Source organism: Martelella sp. FOR1707 (genome assembly GCF_053484265.1).
Map to the genome: position 1 here is coordinate 287,875 of NZ_JBAKFP010000005.1, position 24,449 is coordinate 312,323.

A 24,449-nucleotide genomic window follows, 5' to 3' on the forward strand; every position below is an offset into this window, starting at 1 on the left:
CGTCAAGCTCACGGTCGGCCGATCAGGCCTCTTCGCTTTCGCCGAAGGTTTCGGCAAGCGCCTTGTACCACTTGCCGGAGTCCTTGATGGTGCGTTCCTGCGTGTCGTAATCCACGTGCACCAGACCGAACCGCATGCGGTAGCCCTCTGCCCATTCGAAATTGTCCATCAGGCTCCAGGCGTAGTAACCCTTGAGCGGAATGCCCGCGTCAATGACGTCGGCGCAGACAGAGATGTGCTCGGAGAGATATTCAGTGCGCGGCGCATCGTCGACGACCCCGTCGACCGGCTCCATATTATAGCAGGCGCCGTTTTCGGTGATGTACATGTCCGGCAGGTCGTAGCGGTCGTAGAGCTGCTTGATCAGCTTGCCGAGCGACGGGGCGTAGACTTCCCAGCCGATATCGGTGAGGACATTGTTGACCGGGGCCGTTTCTCTTGCCGCCGGAAATGCCGCGTCGGGGCTGCCATCATGGGCGATGCGCATGGGGCGGTAGTAGTTGAGCCCCCACCAGTCAAGCTTCTGGTTGATTGTCTTCAGGTCATCGGCCTCGATCTCCGGCATGCGTTCGCCATAGGCGGCCATGAAATCGGCCGGGTATTCGCCCTTCAGCATCGGATCGAAGAAGCAGGCATTGTGGAACTGGAAGGCCCGTTCGACCGCAGCCATATCCTCGGCGCTGTCGCTTGCCGGCTCGAGCGCCTGATGATTGCAGACGATGCCGACCGGCACCTCCGGCGCTTCCTGGCGGATCGCCTCGACGCCGAGGCCATGGGCGAGGTTCATCGTGTGGAGCGCGGCAAGAGCGGCGTCGATCGACTTTTCGCCCGGCGCGTGAACGCCGTAGAGATGGCTGAGCCAGACGATGCACCAGGGTTCGTTGAAGGTTGCGACCATGTCGAGCCGGTCGCCGAGTCGCTTCATCACCGTCTGCGCATAGCGCTGGAAGGCATAGGCCGTGGAGCGCGCGGCCCAACCGCCATCGCCGGCAAGCGTCAGCGGCAGGTCCCAGTGATAGAGCGTCGCATTGGTCTTGATGCCGCGCTCCTTACAGCCATCGATCAGGCGATCATAGAAATCGAGCCCGGCCTCGTTGATCGGCCCGCGGCCATCGGGAATGATGCGCGGCCAGGCGATCGAAAACCGGTAGGTCTCCACGCCGAGCGACTTGATCAGGTTGAGGTCCTCGTCGAGACGATGGTAGTGATCGCAGGCGATATCACCGCTGTCGCCGTTGAAAGTGCGGCCCGGCATGTGGGAAAACGCATCCCAGATCGACGGTTTGCGGCCATCCTCGCGGGCAGCGCCTTCGATCTGGTAGGAGGCCGTCGCGACGCCGAACATGAAATCGGAGGGAAAGCGTCCGGCCAGGGCCTTGGGATCGATCATGCTGGATATCCTTTCGTCTCGACCGGATGAGGACGATGCCACCCGGTTTCAGTCGTCTCGCCGCCGCAACGCCAGGGCGCAACGGCTTTTTCGAGGCCGATCTCTAGAAAATCCAAAGCGCTTTGTACAGAACGCCAGCGGCAAATCTGTAACGTTACAGAAGTTATCCGCGCAACGTTGCCGAATTGCGTCACCCGGCCCCGCATGGCGCCGTTGAGCGCGCATGCAGGGCCGAAGCGCATCAGACGTCGGGCTTTACCCAGGCGCCGTCCTTCTTGGCCGATTCGACGCAGGCCTCGACAAAGGCAAGACCGATCACGCCGTCCTCGATCGTCGGGTAGATCACGTCGGGGGCTTCTCCGCCATCGCGGTATGCCTTGATGGCGAGCGCGGCCTCCGAATAGATGTTGGCGAAGCCTTCGAGATAGCCTTCCGGGTGGCCGGCGGGGATGCGGGAAACGCGAGTTGATTCCGGCAGCGCGCCGGCGCCGTTGCGGGTCAGCATCTGCTTCGGCTGGCCGAACGGGGTGAACCACAGAATGTTCGGGTGTTCCTGCACCCATTCGAGCCCGCCCTTGGTGCCGGCGATGCGGATTTTCAAACCGTTTTCAAAGCCGGGCGCCACCTGGCTTGCCCACAGCATGCCCTTGGGCCTGACGCCGTTCTTCTCCTTGAAGCGCAGCATGACATGGGCGTTGTCGTCGAGCTGTCGGCCTTCCACGAAACTGTCGAGGTCGGCGGCGAGGCTCTCGACCTCTGCCCCGGAGACGAACAGCGCAAGGTTCAGCGCGTGGGTGCCGATATCGCCCAGCGCGCCGCCGGCGCCCGAGCGTTTCGGGTCGGTGCGCCATTCCGCCTGTTTCGAACCCTGCCTTTCAACCGGCTCGGTCAGCCAGTCCTGCGGATATTCGGCATGGATCAGGCGGATATCGCCGAGATCGCCCTTTTCCACCATGGCCCGGGCCTGGCGGATCATCGGATAGCCGGTGTAGTTATGGGTGAGGATGAACAGCGCATTGGCCTTGTCGGCGATCGCCTTCAGCGCCTTGGCGTCCTCCAGATTGGAGGTCACCGGCTTGTCGCAGATGACATGGATGCCCTTTTCGAGGAAGGCCTTGGCCGGGCCGAAATGCATGTGGTTGGGGGTGACGATCGCGACCGCCTCGATCCCGTCCTCGCGCGCGGCCTCTTTCTCGGCCATTTCCTCATAGGAGCCGTAGGTGCGTTCCGGATCGAGGCCGAGCTCCTTGCCCGAGGCCAGCGCCTTTTCCGGCGTTGACGACAGCGCGCCCGCGACCAGCGTATAGTGATCGTCAAGCCGCGCCGCGATGCGGTGTACGCCGCCGATAAACGCGCCCGAGCCGCCGCCCACCATGCCAAGCCGGATGCGGCCGGAATATTTCTCGTCTTTGCCTTCAATCGCCATGTCGTGTTCTCCTGAATTGTCTTTGTCCGGGGTGGTGCCCCTCATCCGGCTGCCGCTACCTTCTCCCCCGAGGGGAGAAGGGGCCGTGTGGCTGGTTCTCTGCCCATCACCCCGACCAGCGAACTCCCTCGCCCCGGAGGGGAGAGGGTTGGGGTGAGGGGGGAGGCTGTCAGCCCGCGCCAGCCGTTGTGTTTGTCTGCAGCGTTTCGGCTGCCGCTCTTCTCCGTTTCCTCGTTGCGCCTGCGCCCCTCATCCGGCTGCCGCCACCTTCTCCCCGGCGGGGAGAAGGGATCGTGGGGCTGGTTCTCTGCCCCTCAACCCGATCAGCAAGCCCCCTCGCCCCTCCGGGGAGAGGGCTGGGGTGAGGGGGGAACCGCCTGCGTCAGCAATTACCTACAGCCCCAGCATCCGCTTGTTGGCGGCCTCGTCGGTGCCGCCGCCGGCGAAGTCGTCGAAAGCCTTTTCGGTGACACGGATGATGTGGTGACGCACGAATTCCGCGCCTTCGCGGGCGCCGTCTTCCGGGTGTTTCAGGCAGCATTCCCACTCGACAACGGCCCAGCCGTCGAAATCATTGGCGGCCATCTTCGAGAACACCGCGCCGAAATCCACCTGGCCATCGCCGAGCGAACGGAACCGCCCGGCACGATCGACCCAGCCCTGATAGCCGCCATAGACGCCCTGCCGGCCGGTCGGGTTGAATTCCGCGTCCTTGACGTGGAACATCTTGATCCGGTCCTTGTAGATGTCGATGTTGTCGAGATAGTCGAGGCACTGCAACACGTAATGCGACGGGTCGTAGAGCATGTTGGCGCGCGGGTGGTTGTTGACGTGGTCGAGGAACATCTCGAAGGTCACACCGTCATGCAGGTCTTCGCCCGGATGGATCTCGTAGCAGATGTCGACGCCGTTTTCCTCGGCGTGGTCCAGGATCGGCGTCCAGCGTTTTGCGAGTTCGGCAAAGGCGGTTTCCACCAGGCCCGCCGGGCGCTGCGGCCAGGGATAGAGGAACGGCCAGGCGAGCGCGCCGGAGAAGGTCGCATGGGCGTTGATGCCCATATTCTTCGAGGCGGAGATCGCCATCTTCACCTGGTTGACGGCCCACTCCTGACGGGCCTTGGGGTTGCCGCGCACTTCCGGCGCTGCAAAGCCGTCAAAGGCCTCGTCATAGGCCGGGTGCACGGCGACCAGCTGGCCCTGGAGGTGGGTCGAAAGCTCGGTCACCTCGACGCCGTTCTCGCGCGCCTGGCCCTTGAAATCGTCGCAGTAGTCCTTCGATTCAGCCGCCTTCTTCAGGTCGATGAGCTGGCCGGCCCAGGTCGGCACCTGAACGCCCTCATAGCCGCAATCGGCCGCCCATTTGGTGATCGCGTCCCAGCTGTTGAACGGGGCCTCGTCGCCCGCGAACTGACCGAGAAAGATGGCCGGTCCCTTGATCGTCTTCATGATATTTCCTCCGTTCTATGCGGTCGCGTCGTGTCGGTGGCATGCACCTCGGGTTTCCGGCGAAGCGGCCCTGCTCGTGCAGGGCTGGAGGCTCCGCCGGGGTATTCTGTCACGCCGCCCTATGGGGGCGGCCTACCGGATCAATACGGCGAATCCGGGAAGTAGTAGTCCTCGGCATTGTCCTCGGTCACCAGCGTGGCGTCGAGGATGTAGCTGCCGGCCACCGGCACCTGATCCATCAGGCCCGCGACCGTCAGCTCCATGGCCGTGCCGATCATCGCCGGCGGATAGAGCACGTCGACCGGGATCATGCTGTCGCCGTCCATGACCTTCTTGATCATGTCCTTCGAGCCCGCGCCGCCGATGACATACTGGATGTCGTCGCGGCCGGACTGCTCGATCGCCTGCAGCACGCCGACGACCATGTCGTCATCCTGCGCCCAGACCACGTCGATCTTCGGATATTTGGTCAGATAGTCCTGCATCACGCGGAAGGCGTCGTCGCGGTTCCAGTTGCCGAACTGCTTTTCCAGAACCTTGACGTTGGAGCCTTCGAGCGCTGCGTCGAAGCCGTCCTGGCGCTGCTGGTCGATCGGAATCGGCAGGCCGCGGATGACGACCACTTCGGCGTCCGGCGTGGTGTCGACGATGTATTCGCCGGCGACGGCGCCGAGTGCCGGATTGTTGCCGGCGACATAGAGGTCGCGCACGCTGTTGTCGTTGTTCGACGGCGCGCGGTCGACCAGCGTCACGAAGGCGCCCTGGTTCTTGACCTGCATGATGGCGTTGACCAGCGGATCCGGGTCGGTCGGCAGGATCACCAGCGCGTCGATGCCCTGCACGGCCAGGTCCTGCACGGCGTTCGCCTGGCTTGCCGGGTCGGGCGAGGTTTTGACGATGATGTCGAGATCTTCATACTCGCCCATCAGTTCCTCGGCCACGCGCTCGGCGTGATAGACGATGCCGGCGGTCCAGCCATGGTCGGCGGCCGGGATGGATACGCCGACCGTCAGCGCCTGCGCTTGCGTAACGCCGACAAGCGATGTCGCCGCCATAAGGGTCGCGCCCAATACCATATGTTTCATGTTTACTCCTCCCAAGTGGCGGACCGGTTCAGTCCGGAATGTCCGGGCTGCGGGCGGTCCGTAAAGCCCGCAAGTGCGTTAACTTTTTTGCCGGTTGAACAGCGAGCGCTGCACCAGCATGGCGATGATGATGATCGTGCCCTGGATGGCGGCGATCAGATATTCGGAAATGAAGTTCGACAAGAGCATGATGTTGCCGACAACCTCCAGAATGAAGGCGCCGCAGATCGTGCCCCAGATGCGCCCGACGCCGCCCCTGAGTGCGGTTCCGCCGACAACCACGGCGGTGATCGCCTGCAGCTCCCACAATATGCCGGTGGTCGCCGAGGTCGAGCCGAGGCGCGGCACGTAGAACAAGACGGCGACGGCGACGCAGAGCCCCTGGATCAGATAGGTCATGATCCGGATATTGCGCACCGAGATGCCGGAATAGCGCGCCACCTCTTCATTGGAGCCGACGGCGGTGACATGGCGGCCGAAGCGGGTGCGGTAAAGCACGAAGGCCCCGATCAGCGCCGTCACCACGATCGCGATCACGGGAACCGGAATCCCGAACACGGTGCCGAAATAGGCGGGGCGATAGGCGGACTGGACATCGAAATCCTTCAGCGTGATCGCGCCGCCCTGCGATAGCCATGTCGTCAGCCCCCGGAATATCCCCATCGTGCCGAGCGTGACGATGAAGGGTTCAACCCGCCCGACGGTGGTGATCACCCCGTTCAAGAGCCCGCAGGCCATGCCGATCAGGATCGCGAGCACCATGGCGGCGGCGATCAGCAGATAGGGGTTGGAAATCACCGCCGTGTTGATGAACATGATCATCAGGCTGGCGACGAAGGCGACCATCGAGCCGACCGAAAGATCGAGCCCGCCAGCGGAAATGACGAATGTCGCGCCGACCGCGATGATCGCGATGAAGGCCGAGCGCGTCGCCACATTCATAAGATTGGTGACCGTCAGGAAGTTCGGGTTTGAGAACGCGCCGAGCACCAGAAGCAGCGCCAGCGCCAAAAAGGGGGCCAGCACCCGAAGGTCGAGCCGGCTCATGAAGCCGGAATTGGTTTCAGCCTGCCCGCTCACGACGCCATCTCCCGCTTGCCGGAAACGCCGGTCGCCAGCACCACGATCTCGTTTTCGTTCATGTCCTCTCCCGTCACCTCGCCGGCGATCTCGCCCGAACGCATCACCACGATCCGGTCGCAAAGGCCGATCAGTTCCGGCATTTCCGAGGAGACCACGATGATCGAATGCCCGTTTCGGGCAAGGTCGGCGATGAATTTATAGATCTGTTCCTTGTTGCCGATGTCGATGCCGCGCGTCGGCTCGTCGATGATCACGATCTCGGGTTCGAGCAGCATCATCTTGGCAAGCAGCAGCTTCTGCTGGTTGCCGCCCGACAGTTCGCCGGCGGCAAGTTCCTTCGAACCGGTGCGGATATCGAAATCGCGGATCGCCTCGTCAAGCGCCTTGTCCTCGGCCTTGCGGTCGACCTGAAGGTTCTTCGTGAACCGCTCGAGAGCGGAAAGCGTGAGGTTGGTTCGAAGGTCCTTGGTCAAGAGCAGTCCCTTGCCCTTGCGGTCCTCGGAAAGATAGACGATGCCGGAGCGAAGGGCTGCGATCGGGGCATTGAAGTTGACCGACCGGCCATTCAGCCGCACCGTGCCCCTGCCGGGTTTGAGCCCCAGCAACCCTTCCATCAGCTCTGTGCGCCCGGCCCCGATCAGGCCGGCAAAACCGAGGATTTCGCCCTTGTTCAGCGTGAAGGAACAGCGTTCGGCATAGCCCGGCACGGTAAAGTCCTCGACCTCCAGCACCGGCAGGCCGGCGCCGTCATGGGCGCGGTCGGGGTAAAGCTTGGAGACGTCGCGGCCGACCATCAGCCTCGCCATGTCGGCGGGCTCGAGCGTATCGGCGTCGCGGCTGGCGATCAACTGGCCGTCGCGGAGAACGGTCACCGTGTCGGCGATCGCCTTCACCTCGTTGAGGCGGTGGGAGATGAATAGCACGGCGACGCCGCGGTCGCGAATCGCGCGGATGACCTTCAAGAGCGCCTCGGTCTCGAACGGCGTCAGCGAGGCGGTCGGCTCGTCGAAGATCACCACCCGGTGCGGGGTCAACAGCACGCGGGCGATTTGCACGAGCTGGCGCTTGGCGATCGAGAGCCTGGAAACGGGGGTATCGGGCGCGATATCGGCGCCGAGTTCAAGGAGCGCCTTGTGAGCCTCGGCGTTCATCACCCGGTCATTGACGGCAAGGCCGCGGCGGACCTCCCGGCCGAGGAAAATGTTCTGGGCGACGGTGAGATCGGGCGCGAGCAGGATTTCCTGATGCACCAGCACGATGCCGGCGGCTTCCGCCTCGACAGGGTTTTCGAAACTAACCGGCGCGCCGTCGACCTTCACGGAGCCGGCCGAGGGTTTCAGATTGCCGGCCAGAAGGCGCATCAGCGTGGATTTGCCGGCGCCGTTTTCGCCGATCACGGCATGAATTTCGCCGGCGCGAACGGAAAGATCGATGCCGTGCAGCACCTCGATCGGGCCGAAGGATTTTCTAAGCCCCTCGGTCTGCAGAATAGCGGCGTTTCCGCCCGCTTTCTCAATCATGATCCTCCCCAGGCGCCGGTCTTGAAGCGCTCATTTCTCTCCGGCGCGCCGCGCCGGAAGATGGTCCTCCGCGCCGCCTTCCCGAGCAGCGCAAAACGGGCGCGGCTTCGCCCTTGCGGCGACGGCTGCCCTTTCCCTGATGAGCCTAGCGGGAAAAATGATGTACGTAAAGCATCTTTCGCCGTCGCAAATGACTCCAGGAGGCGGGTTCAGGCGATGCGGGTTCAGTCCTGGCTAATTGCGGTCGGGCCTTGCGAAGGCGGGGGCTCGGCCTCGGCCGGCTTCTCGGCGGCGGCGAGGTTTGCCTCCAGCACCCATTCGCGCCAGATCGCGACGATCAGCGCCATCAGCACCGGGCCGACGAACAGCCCGATCAGCCCCATGGTCTTGACCCCGCCGACAAGGCCGAAAAAGGTCGGCAGGAAGGGCAGCTTGATCGGCCCGCCGACAAGGCGCGGCCGCAGCGTCTTGTCGACGATGAAAAGCTCGATCGTGCCCCAGGCGAACAGCGCGATGCCGTGGATCGGTGTGCCGCGCGCCACCAGATAGGCGGAGATCAGCGTGAAGGTCAGCGGCGCGCCGCCCGGCACCATCGCCATCACCGCCGTCAAAAGGCCGAAGGACACGAAATTCGGCACGCCGGCCAGATAGTAGGCCGTGCCAAGCACGATGCCCTCGCCCATGGCAATCAGCGTCATGCCGGTGACGGTCGAGGAGATGGTCGCCGGCACCACGCGCGAGATCCGGTACCAGCGATCGGGAAACAGCCGCTCGCCGATCATGTCGAGCTGGGCTGCGAACTTGTCGCCGTCCTTGTAGAGGAAGAACAGCGCGATCAGCATGAACAGCGCCGCCAGCGCCAGACCGAACACCCGGCCGCCGACGAACAGGGCGGTGCGATAGATGCTGCCGATATTCTCGCCGCTGACGGCCTGGATCAGTTGTCCGATATCGCCGGGCTGGCCGAGATATTCCTGCCACTTCGCCGCAACCCATGCGCCGATGGCGGGCAGGTTGTAAATCCAGTCGGGCACCGGCGCGCCGACGCGGTTGGCCTCCGCAGCCCAGGTGATCCAGGCCTCGAGCTCGCGCGACATGTAGATCACCGCGAACACGATCGGCAGGATCAAAAACAGCAGGATCAGGAAGATCGCGATCGCGGCGGAAATCTTGCGCCGCCCGCCAAGCCGGCGGTCAAGCTTGCGATAAACGGGCTGCGAGGCAAAGGCGATGATCAGCGCCGCCAGCACCGGCACCAGAAAGCCGTGAAAGAAATAGATCGCGGCGAGCGCCACGCCGAGCAGCAGCCAGCGCGCGGCGGTGACCGAGGGGATCAGCGGCGCGCGGGCGGCGGCTGCCGTGCCGATCCAGCTTTGCGTCCTGTGATGCGGTTTCTGATCCATCGCCTGTTTCTTTCTCGTCGGACAGCCCGGCATTATCTATGCTGCCCCCATATCGCCTTTCAAGGTCGATAGCCAGCAAAAGCCCCGTCGCCTTCAAAGCCCGCGCTGGCCAGAACCTCTCTCGCCTCCACACCGGACGGACGCGAAGGGTCGGGATCGACGCGGCAAGGGGCGGCGGTGAGCCGGGCGACGTAATCCGCCGGCAGATCGTGCTGGCGCGCGCCGGCAACCACCAGCGCATGATACCAGTCAAAGGGCAGCAGCGTCGGATCGCGAAAGGCGGGCGGGGCCTTGTAGGTACAGGCTGAGACCGTCGCATCGTCCTTCAGGAGGCGCACCGCGCAGTCATCGGTGCGGTCATAGCCCTTGCCTTTGCCCTCGAACGCATCAAGCAGATCGCGTTCGTTCAGGTCGAGCGTGAACACCACGCCGAACACTGCCTCGCCTGGCCGCTCCACGATCGTTGCCTTGCCGGATCCTTCATTGCCGATCTTGGAAAAGGCGAGCGCGTGGTTCTCCAGCACGGCGGGGCCGACCGGTCTTGCCGACGGACAGCGCCGCGTCAGCCGTTCGGTCAGCATGTTGGAGCCATAGGCGAAATAGAGGAGGGCCATCAGCCTTCCAGTTCCTCGCGCAGCATTTCCAGCTCCAGCCATTCCTCTTCCTTGGCGGCCAGTGTTTCGCGCTCGCGTTCCAGCACTTTCGCGGCCTTGGAGAAACCATCCGGGTCGCGGGCAAAGAACTGCGGATCGGCCATACGTTCCTCGAGCCTGGCGATATCCGCCTCGATCTTCGCCATTTCCTTCGGCAGGTTTTCCAGCGCGAATTTCTGCTTGTAGGAAAGTTTTCCTTTTGCCTTGGCCGGCTCGGGCGCAGCCTTCTCCCGGGCGGCCTGTTTTTCCTTCTTTTCGGCCGCCTTCGCTTCGGCGGCAGCACCCTTGCGCTGCGCCATCATGTCGGAATAGCCGCCGGCATATTCCAGCCATTCGCCATCCGGCGACAGCGGGTTGGCCGGCGCGATCGTCGAGGTGACGGTGCGGTCGAGAAAGTCGCGGTCATGGGAGACGAGGATGACGCTGCCGGCAAAACCGGCGACGATCTCCTGCAGCAGGTCCAGCGTCTCGATATCGAGATCGTTGGTTGGCTCGTCGAGGATCAGCAGGTTGGAAGGTTTCGCCAGGATGCGGGCGAGCATCAGCCGCGCGCGCTCGCCGCCGGAAAGGTTTCGGATCGGCGTGCGCGCCTGTTCGGGCTGGAACAGGAAGTCCTTCATGTAGCCCGCGACATGACGTTGCTCGCCATTGACCAGTAGCGTGTCGCCGCGCCCGTCGGTGAGGTAATGCGCCAGCGTGTCGTCGGGATCGAGCTCCTCGCGCTTCTGGTCGATCACCGCGATTTCCAGATTGACGCCGAGGCGCACAAAGCCGCTGTCGGGCGCAAGCTGGCCGGTCAGCATCTTCAAAAGCGTGGTCTTGCCAGCCCCGTTCGGGCCGACGAGACCGATGCGGGCGCCGCGCGACACCCTCAGCGAAAACGGCTTCACGATCGCGCGGTCGCCGAAGGATTTGGTGATGTTTTCGGCCTCGATCACCAGCTTGCCGCTTTCGCGCACATCGCTGACCGTTGCGTTGACCGTACCCTGCGGGCCCTGATGGCCGCGGTGGCGGGCGCGCATGTCGTGCAGTTCGCCGAGGCGGCGCATGTTGCGCTTGCGCCTGGCGGTGACGCCGTAGCGCAGCCAGTGTTCCTCGCGCACGATTGCGCGGGCGAGCTTGTGCTGCTCGGCCTCTTCCTCCTCCAGCACCTTGTCGCGCCACTCCTCGAAATGGGCAAAGCCCCGGTCCATCCGGCGCGCGATGCCGCGGTCGAGCCAGACGGTGGCGGTCGAGACGTTTTCGAGGAAGCGCCGGTCATGCGAGATCAGCACCATGGCCGAGCGGGTGCCGGCAAGCTCCTCTTCCAGCCATTCGATGGTGGTGAGGTCGAGATGGTTGGTCGGCTCGTCGAGCAGCAGGATATCCGGCTCGGGCGCCAGCACCCGGGCAAGGGCCGCACGGCGCGCCTCGCCGCCGGAAAGCTTTCTCGGGTCGGCCGAGGGCGAAATGCCGAGATGCTCCATCATGTAGTCGGCGCGGTAATGCTCGTCACCGGGCGCAAGACCGGCAGCGACATAGGCCTCGACCGTGGCATAGCCGGAAAAATCCGGCGCCTGTTCGAGATAGCGGATGGTGGCCGAGGGCTGGCGGAAGATTTCCCCGGACTGCGCCTCGACCAGGCCGGCGGCGATCTTCAGAAGCGTCGATTTGCCCGATCCGTTGCGCCCGACAAGACAGATCCGGTCGCCCGGCTCGACCTGCAGGCCCGCGCCGGCCAGCAGCGGCGTTCCGCCGAAGCTCAGATGAATATCGTCCAGTTTCAAAATCGGCGGCATAAAGCCTCATACTCCCGAAAAATCATGCGGCCGGAGAATGATGATCCCCGATCCGTTTTTCAAGCCGAAGCGCACCGGCCCGCCCTTCGCCTTGTTCGAGACGCCGCGCGCAGCACCAAAGGGCAGGGCGAAGTCCTCAAGCGGGTAGACGGCGTTGTCGATCGAAAGCCCGGCGAGGTCTGAGACGCCGAGCACGGAGAACAGCGCACCTTCCGGCATCTCCACCACCGTTTCCCCGGCAAGCAGCGGATGGGCCTCTTCTTCGCCCGACGTCAGCACGATCTCGATGCCATCGCCGGCGAGCCGCACGGCGAGCAGCAGGTTCATCAGTCCGTGATCGGTGCGCTCGCCCTGCAGCGCGCCGGCCATCACGATCCGCGCGGCACCCCGCTCCAGCGCTTCCTCGACGGCGAGCGCGCCATCCGTCAAGTTCTTGGCGGGCGGAAAGCTCTTGCGTGTGATCTCGGGAAAGCGGGCCACCAGATCGGCATCGGTGGAATCAAAATCCCCGACCCAGACTTCCGGTTGCACGCCAAGCACCCCGGCATGGCGCATGCCGCCATCTGCGGCGATCACTCGGCTTCCTGCCACAAGCGCCAGCACCCGGTCATCAACCGCAAGCGCACCGCCCAGCAATATCGTGAAGGTCTCGTTCATCGCCTACGCAATAGAGCGGATCGGGCGCAAAGGGAAGGGCGGTCAGGCGGCGCGTGAGACTGGAAAGAGCCCACAGGGCTCATGGATCCCGCCTGTTGTCTAACTGGCCGAGCGGGCCTTGGGCGCGATCTCGGAGGCTTCGCCGGCGGCATGGATGCGGGCGTAGTCCTCGAGGCCGTTGACGAAGCGCTGATAGAGCCTGGAGAACGCATCAAGGTCCTCGGCCGACCAGTTTTCCGTGACGCCTTCGAGAAGCCGCCGCTTGACTGCGTGAACCTCGTTCAGCAGCACCTTGCCCTTCGCCGTGATCACCAGGATCGAACGGCGAGCGTCATTCTGGCATACGCGGCGTTCCAGCACATTCTGGGAAACGAGTTCGGCGACGATGCGGCTGGCGCGCGAGGGGTCGATGCGCATGCCTTCGGCAACCGAGCCGATCGTCGCGCGGTCGTCTTCGCCGGCGCGATAGACCACGTCGAGCACATCGAGATGGGTGATCTCCAGCGCCGGCGCGACATTGGCGATCGCGATCCGCCCGATGATGCGGCGGCGCATCATCAGCCGCTGCTGCGTCATGGCGTCGGAAATCCGGTCCATGGCGTCGGCCTGGCCGGGGGGTGTCGTGTCGCGCTTTTCGTCCATGCTTCCTGTCTATCAGATCATCGGAAATTTTGAAACATGCATAGTGCATATCCATGCTGTTGACAAATACTTGCTTTCAGCACATGTATCGGCGATGCGCTCCACCGAGACTGCCCCGCCCATGGACCAACAGAGCCAGTTCGTCTCGCTGGTCGAACATCCGCGCCGTCGCGTCATCGCCTTCCTGTTCCTGCTGATGTCGATGTTCCTGGCAACGCTCGACAACCAGATCGTCTCCACCGCGCTGCCGACGATCGTCGGCGAGTTCGGCGCCGTCGAACGCTTCGGCTGGGTCGCCTCCGCCTATCTGCTGGCCTCCTGTGCGGTGATGCCGATCTACGGCAAGCTTGGCGATCTTATCGGGCGAAAATATGTGCTGATGGCGGCGATCGTGATCTTTCTGGTCGGATCGCTGACCTGCGGGCTTGCGGTCTCGATGAACACGCTGATTGCCGCGCGCGTTCTCCAGGGCTTCGGCGGCGGCGGGCTGATGGTGTCGATCTTCTCGCTCAACGCCGACCTGTTTCCCGCGCGCGAACGGGCCAAGTACCAGAGCTATGCCAGCCTTGTGCTGATGACGTCGGGCGCGCTCGGCCCGATCCTTGGCGGCACGATGACGGCCGCCTTCGGCTGGCGCTCGATCTTTCTCGTCAACCTGCCGGTCGGGCTCGTCGTGCTTGCGGGCCTCCATATTCTGCTCCCCAATCGCAAAACCGGGCGCAAGCCGAAGATCGATTTCCTCGGCGCGCTGCTTCTGGCGCTGATGGTGACGGGGATCGTGCTGTGGTGCGATTCCGGCGAAATCTTCGGCTCGATGCTGTCGCCGGCAAGCCTCGGCGTGGTGGCCGCGGTCGCCGTGCTCACCGGCTTGTGGGTGATGGTGGAACGGCGCGCGCCCGAGCCGATGATCCCGCTTTCGCTGTTTTCAAACCGAACCGTGGTCCTGCTTCTGATCATCTCGATTGCCAGCGGCAGCATCGCCATCGGCATGGTCAATTATCTCGCTTTGTTCCTGCAGACCGTTCACGGGCTATCGCCCACGGCGGCGGGCCTGTTCTTCATTCCGGTCACCATTGGTCTGGCTGTCGGCGCGCTCACCGGCGGGCGGTTAATGTCGATCACCGGACGATACCGGCCGCTTGCCATTCTCGGCCTGTCGCTCTCGACGCTGGCCTTTGTGACGCTTTCGCTGTTTGCCGTTTCCGCGTCGCTGGCGCTGATGGCGCTGATCCTCGGCCTGCACGGGCTCGGCATCGGCTTCGGCCAGCAGGTGCCGGTGCTCGGCGTTCAAAACGCCGCGCGCGGCGGCGATGTCGGAGCGGCCACCGGCACGGTGACGCTGTCGCGCATGGTGGGCGCGTCGGCCGGCATTTCCATCTATGGCGCGATCCTGGCCCATGGCCTCGGCCGCTCCGCGATCATACCGGGCGTCGGCGCGCTTACCGATCTTTCGCCGACAGCCATTGCCGCGCTGCCGGAACCCGCCCGCGCGCTGGCGATCGGCGGCTACGGCGACACGTTCACCATGCTGTTCATGTTTGCGGCCGCCGTCTGTATGGTCGGTCTTGTCGCAGCCCTTGCGCTGCGGCCCGTGCTCCTTGGCGCGCCGGCGCAGGCTGCGGAATCAGCCTGACCGCTTGATGGCGGCCTCCGGCGGTGGCGTGATCGCGGGCGGTATCACAGCCGCCTTGGCCTTGCCGGCGCGGGCAAGTGCGGTGCGGGCGGCGAAATACTGGATCGCGATGCCCGCCAGCAGCAACATACTATCTCCCAGGAGCGTGATTCCGGTCATTTCGCGCAGGATCTGAAACGCGAAGGCGGTCAGTGAGCCGGTGACGAAGGTGGCGAGGCTCGCCCGACCCATGACATTGATGGGCTCGAACACCGGGAGCGACAGGAAACGCTTGAGCCCCGGCATGTAGACCACGATATAGGCGAGCGCCAGAATGTGGGCGATACGGGGCAGGCTGAGCCATTCCTTGCTGGTATCGGCGATGAAGTCCGGCATGAAGGCGGGGAAGGGGAAATTATACTCCCCGATCAGCCGCCACCACACCGAATAGACCACGAAGGCGACGGACGCGGCGTAAAGCGCGGGATGAAACGCGACCAGCGCCTTGCCGCGCCGGTTGGCGATGCCGACCGCAAGGCCGATCGCAAACAGCAATTGCCAACAGAACGGATTGAAGAACCACGCCCAGTCGGCCGGATAGGCCGGCAGCCGGATCTCGAAATAGCGCGCCACCAGCCAGACCGCGAACGAGACTGACAGCATCAGGCTGATACTGCGCTTGCCGAGCAATAGCAGCGCCGGCAGGGCCGCAAACAGCACGATATAAAGCGGCAGGATGTTGAAATAGCTGACCTGGTAGGTGAGCAGGGCGGAGCCTGCGACCGTGCCGAGCGGCTGTTCCCACAGCCACGAAAGCCCGTTCAGCTCGGCGAATTCCTCCATGCCGAAGCGCACCAGAAACGGCGTTGCAAGCGCCAGCACGACAAGCGTGGAAAACAGATGCGCGCCATAGATCGTGCCCGCCCGCCGCCAGATGCGTTTGGCCGTCTCCATCAGCGAACCCGCGACGAACCGGCCGCTATAGGCAAGGCCGGCCGAAATGCCCGAAATCAGCACGAAGGCTTCGGCGGCATCGGAAAACCCGTACATTCGCATCGTGTAGAACGAATAGAGGTTTTCTGGCACATGGTCGATGAAGATGATGATCAGCGCCAGGCCGCGCAGAACATCGAGGCGCGGATCGCGCTTGCTTTTCACCGGCGCCGCCGGGGCGGCGGCATTGCTCCTGTTTGCGTCCAAAGGCGTTATCCCTGCGCGGCCGAATAGGCGGGCTCGATTGCATCCGTCCTCGGCGCGGCGGTCTCCCGGTCAACAGCGGGTCTCTCCTTCCAACGCGCAAGAACGCGGTCGCGTTCCCTGACGATGGCCGGACGCGCCAGTTCCTCGGGGGTGCGGAACAGCTGGCAGCGATAGGCGAACCGACCGCTTGCCGGCGATGAGCTTGCGGCGATCAGCAGCGGGGCGATGATCTGCGGGCCGGCAATCGGCGTCAGCCACCAGAACAGGTCCGGCGCGAGCGTCCACGAGCCGACGAGCGTCAGAATGCCGGTCAGCACGATCCACCAGCTTGCCCGGAAAGCCTCGCCGAATTTCAGAGTTTGGCCCTCGCGGTCGGAGGACGGCCAGCCGCCATCCATGCCGAAGATAACCTGCATCACCGAGCGGCTCTGGTACATCAGCGTGATTGGCGCAAGCAGCGAAGACCAGATGATCTCGACCAGCGTGGAGAGGAACACCCGGAAAAATCCGCCGAAACGGCGGGCCTCGCCGGAAAGCCCGGCGCGCAACGCGATCAGCAGTTTCGGCCCGATCAGAAGCCCGCCGACGCCCACCAGCAGCGTCACCGCAAGCGCCGTCTCGGCGCGCGGAAAGATCGCCGGCAGATAGGGGCTTGGAAAATAGTCGATCGCGGGCGCAAACAGGGGCGCGACAATCGAGGCGGCAATGAACGCCATCCACAGCGGCGAGCTGATATAGGCCATCACGCCCTGCAGAAAGGTGAAGCGGTTCCAGCCATGCAGGCCGGGCGCGGTCACAAGGCGGATATGCTGGAGATTGCCTTGGCACCAGCGGCGGTCGCGCTTGGCATAGTCGATCGCGTTCTGCGGCCCTTCCTCGTAAGAGCCCTCAAGATCGGGGTCGACCCGCACGATCCAGCCTCGACGCCTGAGGAGCGCCGCCTCGACATAGTCATGGCTCAGGATATGTCCGCCAAAGGGCGGCGCGCCGGAAAGCGCCGGCAGCCCGCAGCTTTCGGCAAAGGCGTTTGTGCGCACCATGGCGTTGTGGCCCCAGAACGGGCCTTCCTCGCCCTGGATACGGGCAAGGCCGCGGGTGAACATCGGCGAAAACAGGCCGGCGGAAAACTGCAGCGCACGAGCGAACCAGGTCTTCGACGCGATGATCTTGGGCAGCGTTTGCAAGAGGCCAAGCCGCGGATCGGCTTCCATCCGGCGCAGCATTTCCACGATCGTCTCGCCTTCCATCAGGCTGTCGGCGTCGAGGATCAGCATATAGGGGTAGCGCGCGCCGTGGCGGCGGACGAAATCGCCGATATTGCCGGCTTTCTTGCCGCTATTGTCGGTGCGGCGGCGATAATATGCGTCGATCCCGCGCGGCATGTCGGCGTGAAGGGTGAGGAACCACGCCTCCTCCTGCGCAATCACCTCGGGATCGCGGCTGTCGGAGAGGATGGCGATGTCGAAAAGCCCGGCATAGGGCGTTTGCGCCAGCGAATGCGCCATGGCGGCGGCCGACGAGAACGTCGCGCGCGGGTCTTCATTGTAGACCGGAATCAGGATGGCGGTCTTTGCCGCCTGGCCGCTTTCGGCAAGCGAGGCGCGCGGCGGCGTCTTGAACCTGCGGCCGATAAGGCCGCCGATGCCGAGTGCAGCGCCCCAGGCGATCCAAGCGGCGGTCGCAGCGCACAGCGCGATCCGCACGAAGTCGACCCAGTCGGCGCCGTCGGCGAAGAAAACGTCCATCGCGATGCGAGACGCCGCAATCGCGATGATTGCGGCGAATACGATCGAAAAGGTCCGTCTGAAGGCCAGCATCGGTTATCCCTTTGGTCCTTGCGGGCCTCACCGTTGAAAACGGAAGGCCGCCCGGAAAAGTTACCTTCCGGTTCCTAGAGCCGTGCCGAGCGCGGACGCTGCCACACGAGAACCGGCGACAGGATCGTCGCGATCACGCCGCGGCGGCGCGGGCGCTCCAAAAGCTGCTCGGGCATGGGAAGCGGCGCGGACGCCGGAAGAAACCGGCTGAATTCCATGTTCTGATCCGACCCGTCAATTTGGTTGGTCATCGCCTTTTCTCCACTGATATAACCAGATTTCACTCACGTCGCGGCTGCCGTCCGTCAGCGCCCCGACAATTTCCACCGGCGCGTCGCCGGCGGGCTTGATATCGATTGCCAGACGCCAGACGCCCTGGCCTCTGATCGCCGAGACCGTGGAATGCACGACCTCGCCATTGGTAATGTGCAGGCGCTCCTGCAGTTCCGAGCCGGGCGCCATGTCATCCAGCGGGCCGCCGGCAAAATCGACCACGAGCTTGCGCACGTCGTCATCGTCATTGGCTACGCCCGATACGCCGCCTTCGCCACTGCGGATATCGACAACGCGGGCAAGCCGGGCCTGGTCTTCCTCGATCGCGCCCCAGGTCAGCCGGTAGCCGAACTCGGCCGATCCGCCTTTCTTGGCGGGCGCTTCCGGCTGCCAGAAGCAGACGATATTGTCGTTGACTTCCTTGTCGGTCGGGATCTCGACCAGCGAAATCGTGCCCTTGCCCCAGTTTCCGGCCGGCTCCACCAGAAGCGACGGCCGCCGCTCGTAATGGGCCTCGGCGTCCTGATAATCCTCGAACCCGCGATGGCGCTGGTAGAGGCCGAACGCCCGCGGATTGGTCTCGCCAAAGAACGAATTGGCGAGCGTCTTGGCATTCTGCAGATTGCGCCAAAGCTCGGTGCCGTCGGCACGCACGATCTTGAGACCCTCGCTGTCGTGGACCCGCTCCCGATAATCATCAAAGGCATGATGGTTGGCGGGACCGAACAGGAACATGGAAGTCATAGGGGCAACGCCGAGACGCTCGATATCGTTCCGGAAAAAGAGTCGCGCGGTGACATCCATGCGCGTATTCTTGCCCGGCGTGATCACGAAACGGTAGGCGCCGGTCACGCTCGGACCATCAAGCGCCGCAAAAACGGTGATCTTGTCCTTCTCCGTGCCCGGCCGCATGATGTAGAAGGCGGAAAAGCGCGGAAACTCCTCGCCCTGGCTGGTCGCGGTATTGATCGCAAGGCCGCGCGCCGAAAGGCCATAGAGATTGTTCTGGCCGAGCGCGCGGAAATAGGACGAGCCCAGGAACGAGATCAGCTCGTCGGAAACTTCCGGGCGGTTCAGCGGATAGTTGATCCGGAAGCCCGCGACCCCCGGCAGCTTGACGCCATGAAACTGCTCGACGTCGAGCGGCGCGCGGTAGATGAAGTCATCGCCGGTGAACTCGAGTTTCTGCGCAACGCCGTCGGCGACCTCGTAGATATCGACCGGCGTCTTGAACAGCCAGCCGAGCGCGAAGGCCTGAAGCTGAAAATCGGACTGGTCGCGCCAGATCGCCTTGTTGGGATCGTAGCGGATCGCGCGGTAATCATCATATTGAAGGTCCCGGAACGGTTCGGGGACCTCCTGGGAGGGCTCCTCGTAAGCCTCCCCGGCCTTGGCCTTCATCTGTTCGGTAAGCGTGTCGAAATTGAACGCGTCAGGAGGCGGCGCTGACGCCTCGACCGTTGCATTGGCTTCCGGCATCTTTCCCGGCTCGACCGCCTGCTGCGCGAAGGCCTTGCCGCCCACCCCCGAAAGAGCGAGCACGCCGACCGCGGTCTGGGCCAGAAAGGTTCGTCTCTTCATGCGTAAATCCCGTTGGCTTTAAATGGATAGATAAAATGAAATGGTGCAGAGCAGCATACTCATTCCCTTCGCCCGCCGGAAGCGCGCAGGCGCGGTTGCGCGAACGCCCGTCCCCAGACGGGCGCGGACGAGTCACAAACGAGGCAGGCCCGTTTCGGTTCCATCGCTGAAGAAGAATATTTTCGATCGATAAAATAGACGTTCCGGGAATCCGGCATGGGGATGGCTCATCAAAAAGGGCTGACACACACATTTGCGTACCAGCCCATTATTAGCAAAGCCATTCAGCCAAAGAATGGCAAAATCATGGCAATGTGCCACCTTCGCGCCGCAATATTTTCACATAGTTCGAAAACGGCGCGGAAGGCCCTGATCAGGCGGCCTTCACGATCTCGACCAGTTCGACGGCAAAATTCAAATCCTGGCCCGCGAGCGGATGATTGGCGTCGACGGTGACTTCCTGTTCCTCGACCTTGGTCACGATCAGCGGCACGGTCTGGCCGTCGGGCGTGCGCGCCTGAAGCTGCATGCCGGGGGCAACTTCCACTTCCTGCGGCATGGCGGAGCGCGGCACGACCTGCACCTTCTGCGGGTCATGGGGGCCATAGGCTTCGCTGGAATCGACCTTCACGTCGCGGCTGTCGCCAACATTCATGCCGGCGATCTCGCGGTCGAGGCCGGGAATGATCTGGCCGGCGCCGACGGTGAATTCCAGCGGCTGGCGGCCTTCGGAACTGTCGAAGGTCGAACCGTCATTGAGAGTTCCGGTGTAGTGAATACGAACGGTATCGCCCGCTTTTGCTTCTGTCATCTCGTGTGCTCCTTCCTTGAAACACTGCACGCTGGCCGAGATCGGCCGCGCCGTTTTCGGTTTTCCAGAGTGCTTTCGCCCCTGAAGGATGAGCCGACACGCTTTATTTCGCATGACGACCGACTTTTCGTCCGGCACGCCGGACACGCCCTCTACCTAGTGCTTCCGGGCCGTTTTTTCAAATCGTGCGCCTCTTGAAATGCCGGGACCGCCGCGATAGGTGTTTGGTCAGCTCTAACGGGGTGCGATTTTCGCTGAGAGGCCTGCGGCCAACCCGAAGAACCTGATCCGGCTAGCACCGGCGGAGGGATTAGACGCGCAGGACGCCGTTTTCCCCTTCAGTACCGAACACAAGGAGGCGTCATGACCTATCGCACGACCATCGCCATTCTCGCGCTTGCGGCCCTTCCGGCGCTGCCGGCAGGCGCTCAGGAGAACAAGGTCCTCACCGTCTATACCTATGAAAGCTTCGATGCCGAATGGGGACCCGGGCCGTTGGTGAAGGAAGCCTTCGAGAAGACCTGCGGCTGCACGCTGAAATTCGTCAGCGTCGAGGACGGCGTTGCGCTCCTCAACCGGCTGAAGCTCGAAGGCCAATCGAGCCCGGCCGATATCGTTCTGGGCCTCGACAACAATCTTGTGCACGAGGCGAAGGAAACCGGCTTCTTCGCAAAATCCGGCGTCTCGACCGAGGCGGCCGATATCCCCGGCGGCTTTTCCGACGATATCTTCGTGCCGTTCGATTACGGCTGGTTCGACATCGTCTACGATACCGAAAGCATCGACAACCCGCCGACAACGCTCGACGAACTGGTGAACGGCCCCGCCGACCAGAAACTGGTGATCGAGGACCCGCGCACCTCGACGCCGGGCCTCGGCATGCTGTTGTGGATGAAATCGGTCTATGGCGATGACGCTGCCGCCCAATGGGAAAAACTCTCCGACCGGATTCTGACGGTCGCGCCGGGCTGGTCGGAGGCTTACGGCCTGTTCACCAGCGGCGAGGCGCCAATGGTGCTGTCCTACACCACATCGCCGGCCTATCACGAGATCGAGGAGGGGAGCGGCCGCTACAAGGCGATCGATTTCCAGGACGGGCTCTACATCCAGATCGAGGTCGCCGGCATGACGACGATGGCCGATGATCCCGACCTTGCAAGGTCCTTCCTCGAATTCATCCTGACCCCCGGCTTCCAGGACGCGATCCCGACCCATAACTGGATGATGCCGGCGGCCGCGACCAGCGAACCGCTGCCCGCCGCCTTCGAAAACGCCGTCAAACCGCAAAAGACCCTGCAATTTGCCCCCGGCGTCGTCGCCGAAAACCGCCAGAAATGGATCGACGAATGGCTGAACGCCATGAGCGCGCGGTGAGAGCGATAGGTCCGGCGGTGAGGCGCGAGCGCGAGGCTACCTCGCCTCCGGCGCAGTGCGGCGAACCGCGCCGCATAGCCCCCCAATCTTCTCGCCCCGGAGGGGAGAGATGTCGCGACAGCGACAGTGAGGGGGGAGTCTTTCCCCGCAAACGCCCTCACGATCTGATACGCCGCGCCACCCTCACTGCCCCTCTCGGGGCATCTCTCCCGCCAGCGGGAGAGAATACTGGAAGCAAGACGCGCGGCACATACGCAATAGACCCGCTCCCTGAAAGGCGAGGTGGCCGACGGGTCCAGCACAAGGCTGCAGATTCATTCTCCACGCGCTGCCGGGCTCATCCGCCCGCCTGCGCCTGAGCGAGAGGGCCGCGCCATGCTGATGTCCTCCTCCGAACGCCGCCGCAGCTATGGCTACGGCATCGCAGCCCTCGCCGGCGTCATCGGCTTTATCGCGATCGCCATTATAGCGCTTTCCGGGTTCGGGCGGCTGCAGGCTTCGGTGGCGGTGTTCGAGGAGCCCTATGTCTGGCGCATCCTGCGCTTCACGCTCTGGCAGGCCACGCTGTCGACGCTGATTTCGGTGGCGCTGGCCATTCCGGTTGCGCTGGCGCTGGCGCGGCGTCCGCATTTTCCGGGCCGGCTGTGGATCGTGCGGCTGATGGCGGTGCCGCTCGGCCTGCCGGTGTTGATCGGCGCGCTGGGGCTGATCGGTATCTGGGGCCGGCAGGGGATATTCAACGATCTGCTGACGCTGGCCGGTTTCGGTCGCCCGCTCCAGATCTACGGTCTGCAGGGCATTCTGCTGGCCCATGTCTATTTCAACCTGCCGCTCGCCGCCCGCCTGTTTCTGGCGGGGCTGGAGCGGGTGCCGCAGGAATATTTCAAATCGGCGGCGATGCTCGCCATGCCCGGCCGCGCGGTGTTCCGCTTTGTCGAATGGCCGGTGATCGCGCCGCTGATCGCCGGCGTCGCCGGGCTGATCTTCATGCTGTGCGCCACCTCGTTCACGCTGGTGCTCATTCTCGGCGGCGGACCGGCGGCGACCACGATCGAGGTCGCGATCTATCAGGCGCTGCGCTTCGATTTCAATCCCGCCCGCGCCGTCGCCCTTGCAGGCATGCAGATCGCGCTGACCGGCCTGGTGCTGATCGCGCTCGCCTTTCTGCCCAAGGCCGACGATCCCGGCACAAGTGCCGACACCGCCATCGCCCGCCCGGATGGCGCTGGCCGGCTGAAGGCGCTGGCCGACGCCACCATCATCGCGCTGTTCACGGTTGCCCTCGCGCTCCCGCTCGCCATGATCGTCATCAAGGGCGTGGAGGCCGACCTCATCAAGCTGCTCGGCGAAAGGATTTTTCTGCGGGCGACGGCGACCAGCCTTTCGATTGCGCTTGGTGCGGCACTGCTCTCGCTTCTCGTGGCGCTCGCCTTCATTGCCGCGACAGGCGCGGTGGCAGCGGCAAAACGTCCGAGCGCCGTCGAGAAGGGTTTCAGCGCGACGATGGCTGCGATGGGATCTCTGGTGCTGCTGGTGCCGCCGATCGTGCTGGGCACCGGTTGGTTTCTGCTGCTCCGCCCCTTCGGGCTGACCGATGCGGCCGCGCCGCTGGTGGTCGCCGGCATCAACGCGCTGATGGCGCTGCCCTTCGTGCTGCGGGTGCTGCAGCCGGCGATCGCGGTTCACAGGGCGCGCACCGCGCGGCTTGCGGCAAGTCTCGGCCTTTCTGGTCTCTCTCGGCTGCGCATTGTCGACTGGCCAGGGCTGAAACGGCCGCTTCTGACGGCGCTCTCCTTCGCCATGGCGCTGTCGCTCGGCGATCTCGGCGCGGTGGCGCTGTTTGGCGGCGATGACCTGACCACGCTGCCCTGGCTGCTCTACAGCCGGCTCGGCAGCTATCGCACGGCGGATGCCAACGGGCTGGCGCTGATCCTCGGCGCGATCTGCCTTATCCTGATGGTCGCCGGCACGCGCCGGCAGGCCGCGCGATGAAAGGGAAAGCGACCATGCCCGTCGATATCACGCTTGACGATGTTGCCCTCAAACTCGGCGACAAGGATTTCCGCTTCGATGGCCAGATCGAGGGCGCAAAGGTGAGCGCGGTGACCGGCCGCTCCGGCTCCGGCAAGACGACGCTGCTGAACCTGATCGCGGGCTTCGAAAAGCCCGACAGCGGCGACATCCTGATTGCCGGCGAGCGGATGAACGGGCTGCACGTCTCCGATCGCCCGGTGACGGTGGTGTTTCAGGAAAACAACCTGTTCGCCCATCTCGATATCTTCACCAATGTCGGCCTCGGCCTGGACCCGGCGCTGAAGCTCGATGAGGCCGGACGGGAGGAAGTGTGCGACGCGTTGAAACGGGTCGGGCTCGAAGGCTATGACGGGCGCAAGCCCGCGACACTATCGGGCGGTGAACGCCAGCGCGCCGCGTTTGCGCGGGCACTGGTACGCGACCGGCCGGTTCTGCTGCTCGACGAGCCATTCGCGGCGCTCGATCCCGATATGCGCGGCGAGATGGGCAGGCTGCTGCTTGAACTTCACCGCGAATCCGGCAATACCGTCGTTATCGTCTCGCACGAGCCGGACGAGGTGGAGGCGATCGCCGACCACCGGCTGGTTGTCGAGAACGGGCGACTTTCCGCGCGCTATTGACCCTTGGCGCACGAAACGACAAATATGATAAAGTAAAACAGGCG

Annotated in this window: 20 protein-coding genes and 1 riboswitch; of the genes, 4 read left to right on the plus strand and 16 right to left on the minus strand. The window is 63.9% G+C overall.

Translation table 11 applies throughout. The annotated features are described in order from the left end of the window. Nucleotides 1–22: 22 nt before the first annotated feature. The 11 genes from V6765_RS15620 to V6765_RS15670 all read right to left on the minus strand — a co-directional run bounded on the left by V6765_RS15620 (nucleotide 23) and on the right by V6765_RS15670 (nucleotide 13,083). Entirely contained in the window at nucleotides 23–1,390 is a 1,368-nt protein-coding gene (locus V6765_RS15620) for a GH1 family beta-glucosidase (protein ID WP_448430383.1), read from the minus strand. Nucleotides 1,391–1,631: 241 nt separating this feature from the next. Continuing rightward, nucleotides 1,632–2,816: a Gfo/Idh/MocA family protein gene (locus V6765_RS15625; protein WP_448430385.1), complete on the minus strand. Its 1,185-nt coding sequence runs from the start codon at nucleotides 2,814–2,816 to the stop codon at nucleotides 1,632–1,634. Between the two features lie 393 nt (nucleotides 2,817–3,209). Next, nucleotides 3,210–4,262, minus strand: coding sequence for a sugar phosphate isomerase/epimerase family protein (locus V6765_RS15630; RefSeq protein WP_448430387.1), 1,053 nt, complete (start codon nucleotides 4,260–4,262; stop codon nucleotides 3,210–3,212). A 140-nt stretch (nucleotides 4,263–4,402) separates the two neighbouring features. Continuing rightward, nucleotides 4,403–5,317: a substrate-binding domain-containing protein gene (locus V6765_RS15635; RefSeq protein ID WP_448430922.1), complete on the minus strand. Its 915-nt coding sequence runs from the start codon at nucleotides 5,315–5,317 to the stop codon at nucleotides 4,403–4,405. A gap of 108 nt (nucleotides 5,318–5,425) precedes the next feature. Then, nucleotides 5,426–6,394, minus strand: coding sequence for an ABC transporter permease (locus V6765_RS15640; protein WP_448430924.1), 969 nt, complete (start codon nucleotides 6,392–6,394; stop codon nucleotides 5,426–5,428). A 29-nt stretch (nucleotides 6,395–6,423) separates the two neighbouring features. Continuing rightward, nucleotides 6,424–7,950 carry a sugar ABC transporter ATP-binding protein gene (locus tag V6765_RS15645; protein WP_448430389.1) on the minus strand — a complete coding sequence of 509 codons (1,527 nt, stop codon included), beginning with the start codon at nucleotides 7,948–7,950 and terminating at the stop codon, nucleotides 6,424–6,426. Between the two features lie 224 nt (nucleotides 7,951–8,174). Continuing rightward, entirely contained in the window at nucleotides 8,175–9,353 is a 1,179-nt protein-coding gene (locus tag V6765_RS15650; RefSeq protein WP_448430391.1) for an AI-2E family transporter, read from the minus strand. 59 nt (nucleotides 9,354–9,412) lie between these two features. Further along, the gene (locus tag V6765_RS15655; RefSeq protein WP_448430393.1) at nucleotides 9,413–9,967 is read right to left on the minus strand and encodes a gamma-glutamylcyclotransferase family protein; all 555 of its coding nucleotides are present in this window, start codon (nucleotides 9,965–9,967) and stop codon (nucleotides 9,413–9,415) included. Next, nucleotides 9,967–11,784 (minus strand): ABC-F family ATP-binding cassette domain-containing protein, encoded by a 1,818-nt coding sequence (locus V6765_RS15660; RefSeq protein ID WP_448430395.1) that lies wholly within the window; start codon nucleotides 11,782–11,784, stop codon nucleotides 9,967–9,969. The genes V6765_RS15655 and V6765_RS15660 overlap by 1 nt, the downstream gene beginning before the upstream one ends. Nucleotides 11,785–11,790: 6 nt before the next feature. Then, nucleotides 11,791–12,441 carry a thiamine diphosphokinase gene (locus V6765_RS15665; RefSeq protein ID WP_448430397.1) on the minus strand — a complete coding sequence of 217 codons (651 nt, stop codon included), beginning with the start codon at nucleotides 12,439–12,441 and terminating at the stop codon, nucleotides 11,791–11,793. A gap of 99 nt (nucleotides 12,442–12,540) precedes the next feature. Further along, complete coding sequence (locus tag V6765_RS15670; RefSeq protein WP_448430399.1) at nucleotides 12,541–13,083, minus strand: MarR family winged helix-turn-helix transcriptional regulator; 543 nt, start codon at nucleotides 13,081–13,083, stop codon at nucleotides 12,541–12,543. 121 nt (nucleotides 13,084–13,204) lie between these two features. Between V6765_RS15670 and V6765_RS15675 the strand changes: the two genes are divergently transcribed. Beyond that, nucleotides 13,205–14,716, plus strand: a complete 1,512-nt coding sequence (locus tag V6765_RS15675; RefSeq protein ID WP_448430926.1) for an MDR family MFS transporter — start codon at nucleotides 13,205–13,207, stop codon at nucleotides 14,714–14,716. Here the strand turns inward: V6765_RS15675 and V6765_RS15680 are convergent. The 5 genes from V6765_RS15680 to V6765_RS15700 form a co-directional block, all read right to left on the minus strand. Continuing rightward, complete coding sequence (locus V6765_RS15680) at nucleotides 14,708–15,895, minus strand: OpgC family protein (protein ID WP_448430401.1); 1,188 nt, start codon at nucleotides 15,893–15,895, stop codon at nucleotides 14,708–14,710. The two genes, V6765_RS15675 and V6765_RS15680, sit on opposite strands and share 9 nt — an antisense overlap. Nucleotides 15,896–15,900: 5 nt before the next feature. Then, nucleotides 15,901–17,712, minus strand: coding sequence for a glucans biosynthesis glucosyltransferase MdoH (gene mdoH, locus V6765_RS15685; RefSeq protein ID WP_448430403.1), 1,812 nt, complete (start codon nucleotides 17,710–17,712; stop codon nucleotides 15,901–15,903). A gap of 74 nt (nucleotides 17,713–17,786) precedes the next feature. Beyond that, nucleotides 17,787–17,963 carry a hypothetical protein gene (locus tag V6765_RS15690; RefSeq protein WP_448430405.1) on the minus strand — a complete coding sequence of 59 codons (177 nt, stop codon included), beginning with the start codon at nucleotides 17,961–17,963 and terminating at the stop codon, nucleotides 17,787–17,789. Then, nucleotides 17,947–19,566, minus strand: a complete 1,620-nt coding sequence (locus V6765_RS15695) for a glucan biosynthesis protein (protein ID WP_448430407.1) — start codon at nucleotides 19,564–19,566, stop codon at nucleotides 17,947–17,949. The genes V6765_RS15690 and V6765_RS15695 overlap by 17 nt, the downstream gene beginning before the upstream one ends. Before the next feature lie 373 nt (nucleotides 19,567–19,939). Next, nucleotides 19,940–20,377 (minus strand): FKBP-type peptidyl-prolyl cis-trans isomerase, encoded by a 438-nt coding sequence (locus tag V6765_RS15700; protein WP_018064943.1) that lies wholly within the window; start codon nucleotides 20,375–20,377, stop codon nucleotides 19,940–19,942. Nucleotides 20,378–20,605: 228 nt separating this feature from the next. Beyond that, a riboswitch (TPP riboswitch) is annotated at nucleotides 20,606–20,704 on the plus strand. A gap of 36 nt (nucleotides 20,705–20,740) precedes the next feature. Here V6765_RS15700 and thiB point away from each other — a divergent pair. From thiB to V6765_RS15715, 3 genes are all read left to right on the plus strand, one after another. Next, the gene (gene thiB / locus V6765_RS15705; RefSeq protein ID WP_448430409.1) at nucleotides 20,741–21,751 is read left to right on the plus strand and encodes a thiamine ABC transporter substrate binding subunit; all 1,011 of its coding nucleotides are present in this window, start codon (nucleotides 20,741–20,743) and stop codon (nucleotides 21,749–21,751) included. A 375-nt stretch (nucleotides 21,752–22,126) separates the two neighbouring features. Continuing rightward, nucleotides 22,127–23,743 carry a thiamine/thiamine pyrophosphate ABC transporter permease gene (gene thiP / locus V6765_RS15710; protein ID WP_448430411.1) on the plus strand — a complete coding sequence of 539 codons (1,617 nt, stop codon included), beginning with the start codon at nucleotides 22,127–22,129 and terminating at the stop codon, nucleotides 23,741–23,743. A gap of 14 nt (nucleotides 23,744–23,757) precedes the next feature. Beyond that, nucleotides 23,758–24,405 (plus strand): thiamine ABC transporter ATP-binding protein, encoded by a 648-nt coding sequence (locus V6765_RS15715; RefSeq protein ID WP_448430413.1) that lies wholly within the window; start codon nucleotides 23,758–23,760, stop codon nucleotides 24,403–24,405. Nucleotides 24,406–24,449 lie beyond the last annotated feature (44 nt).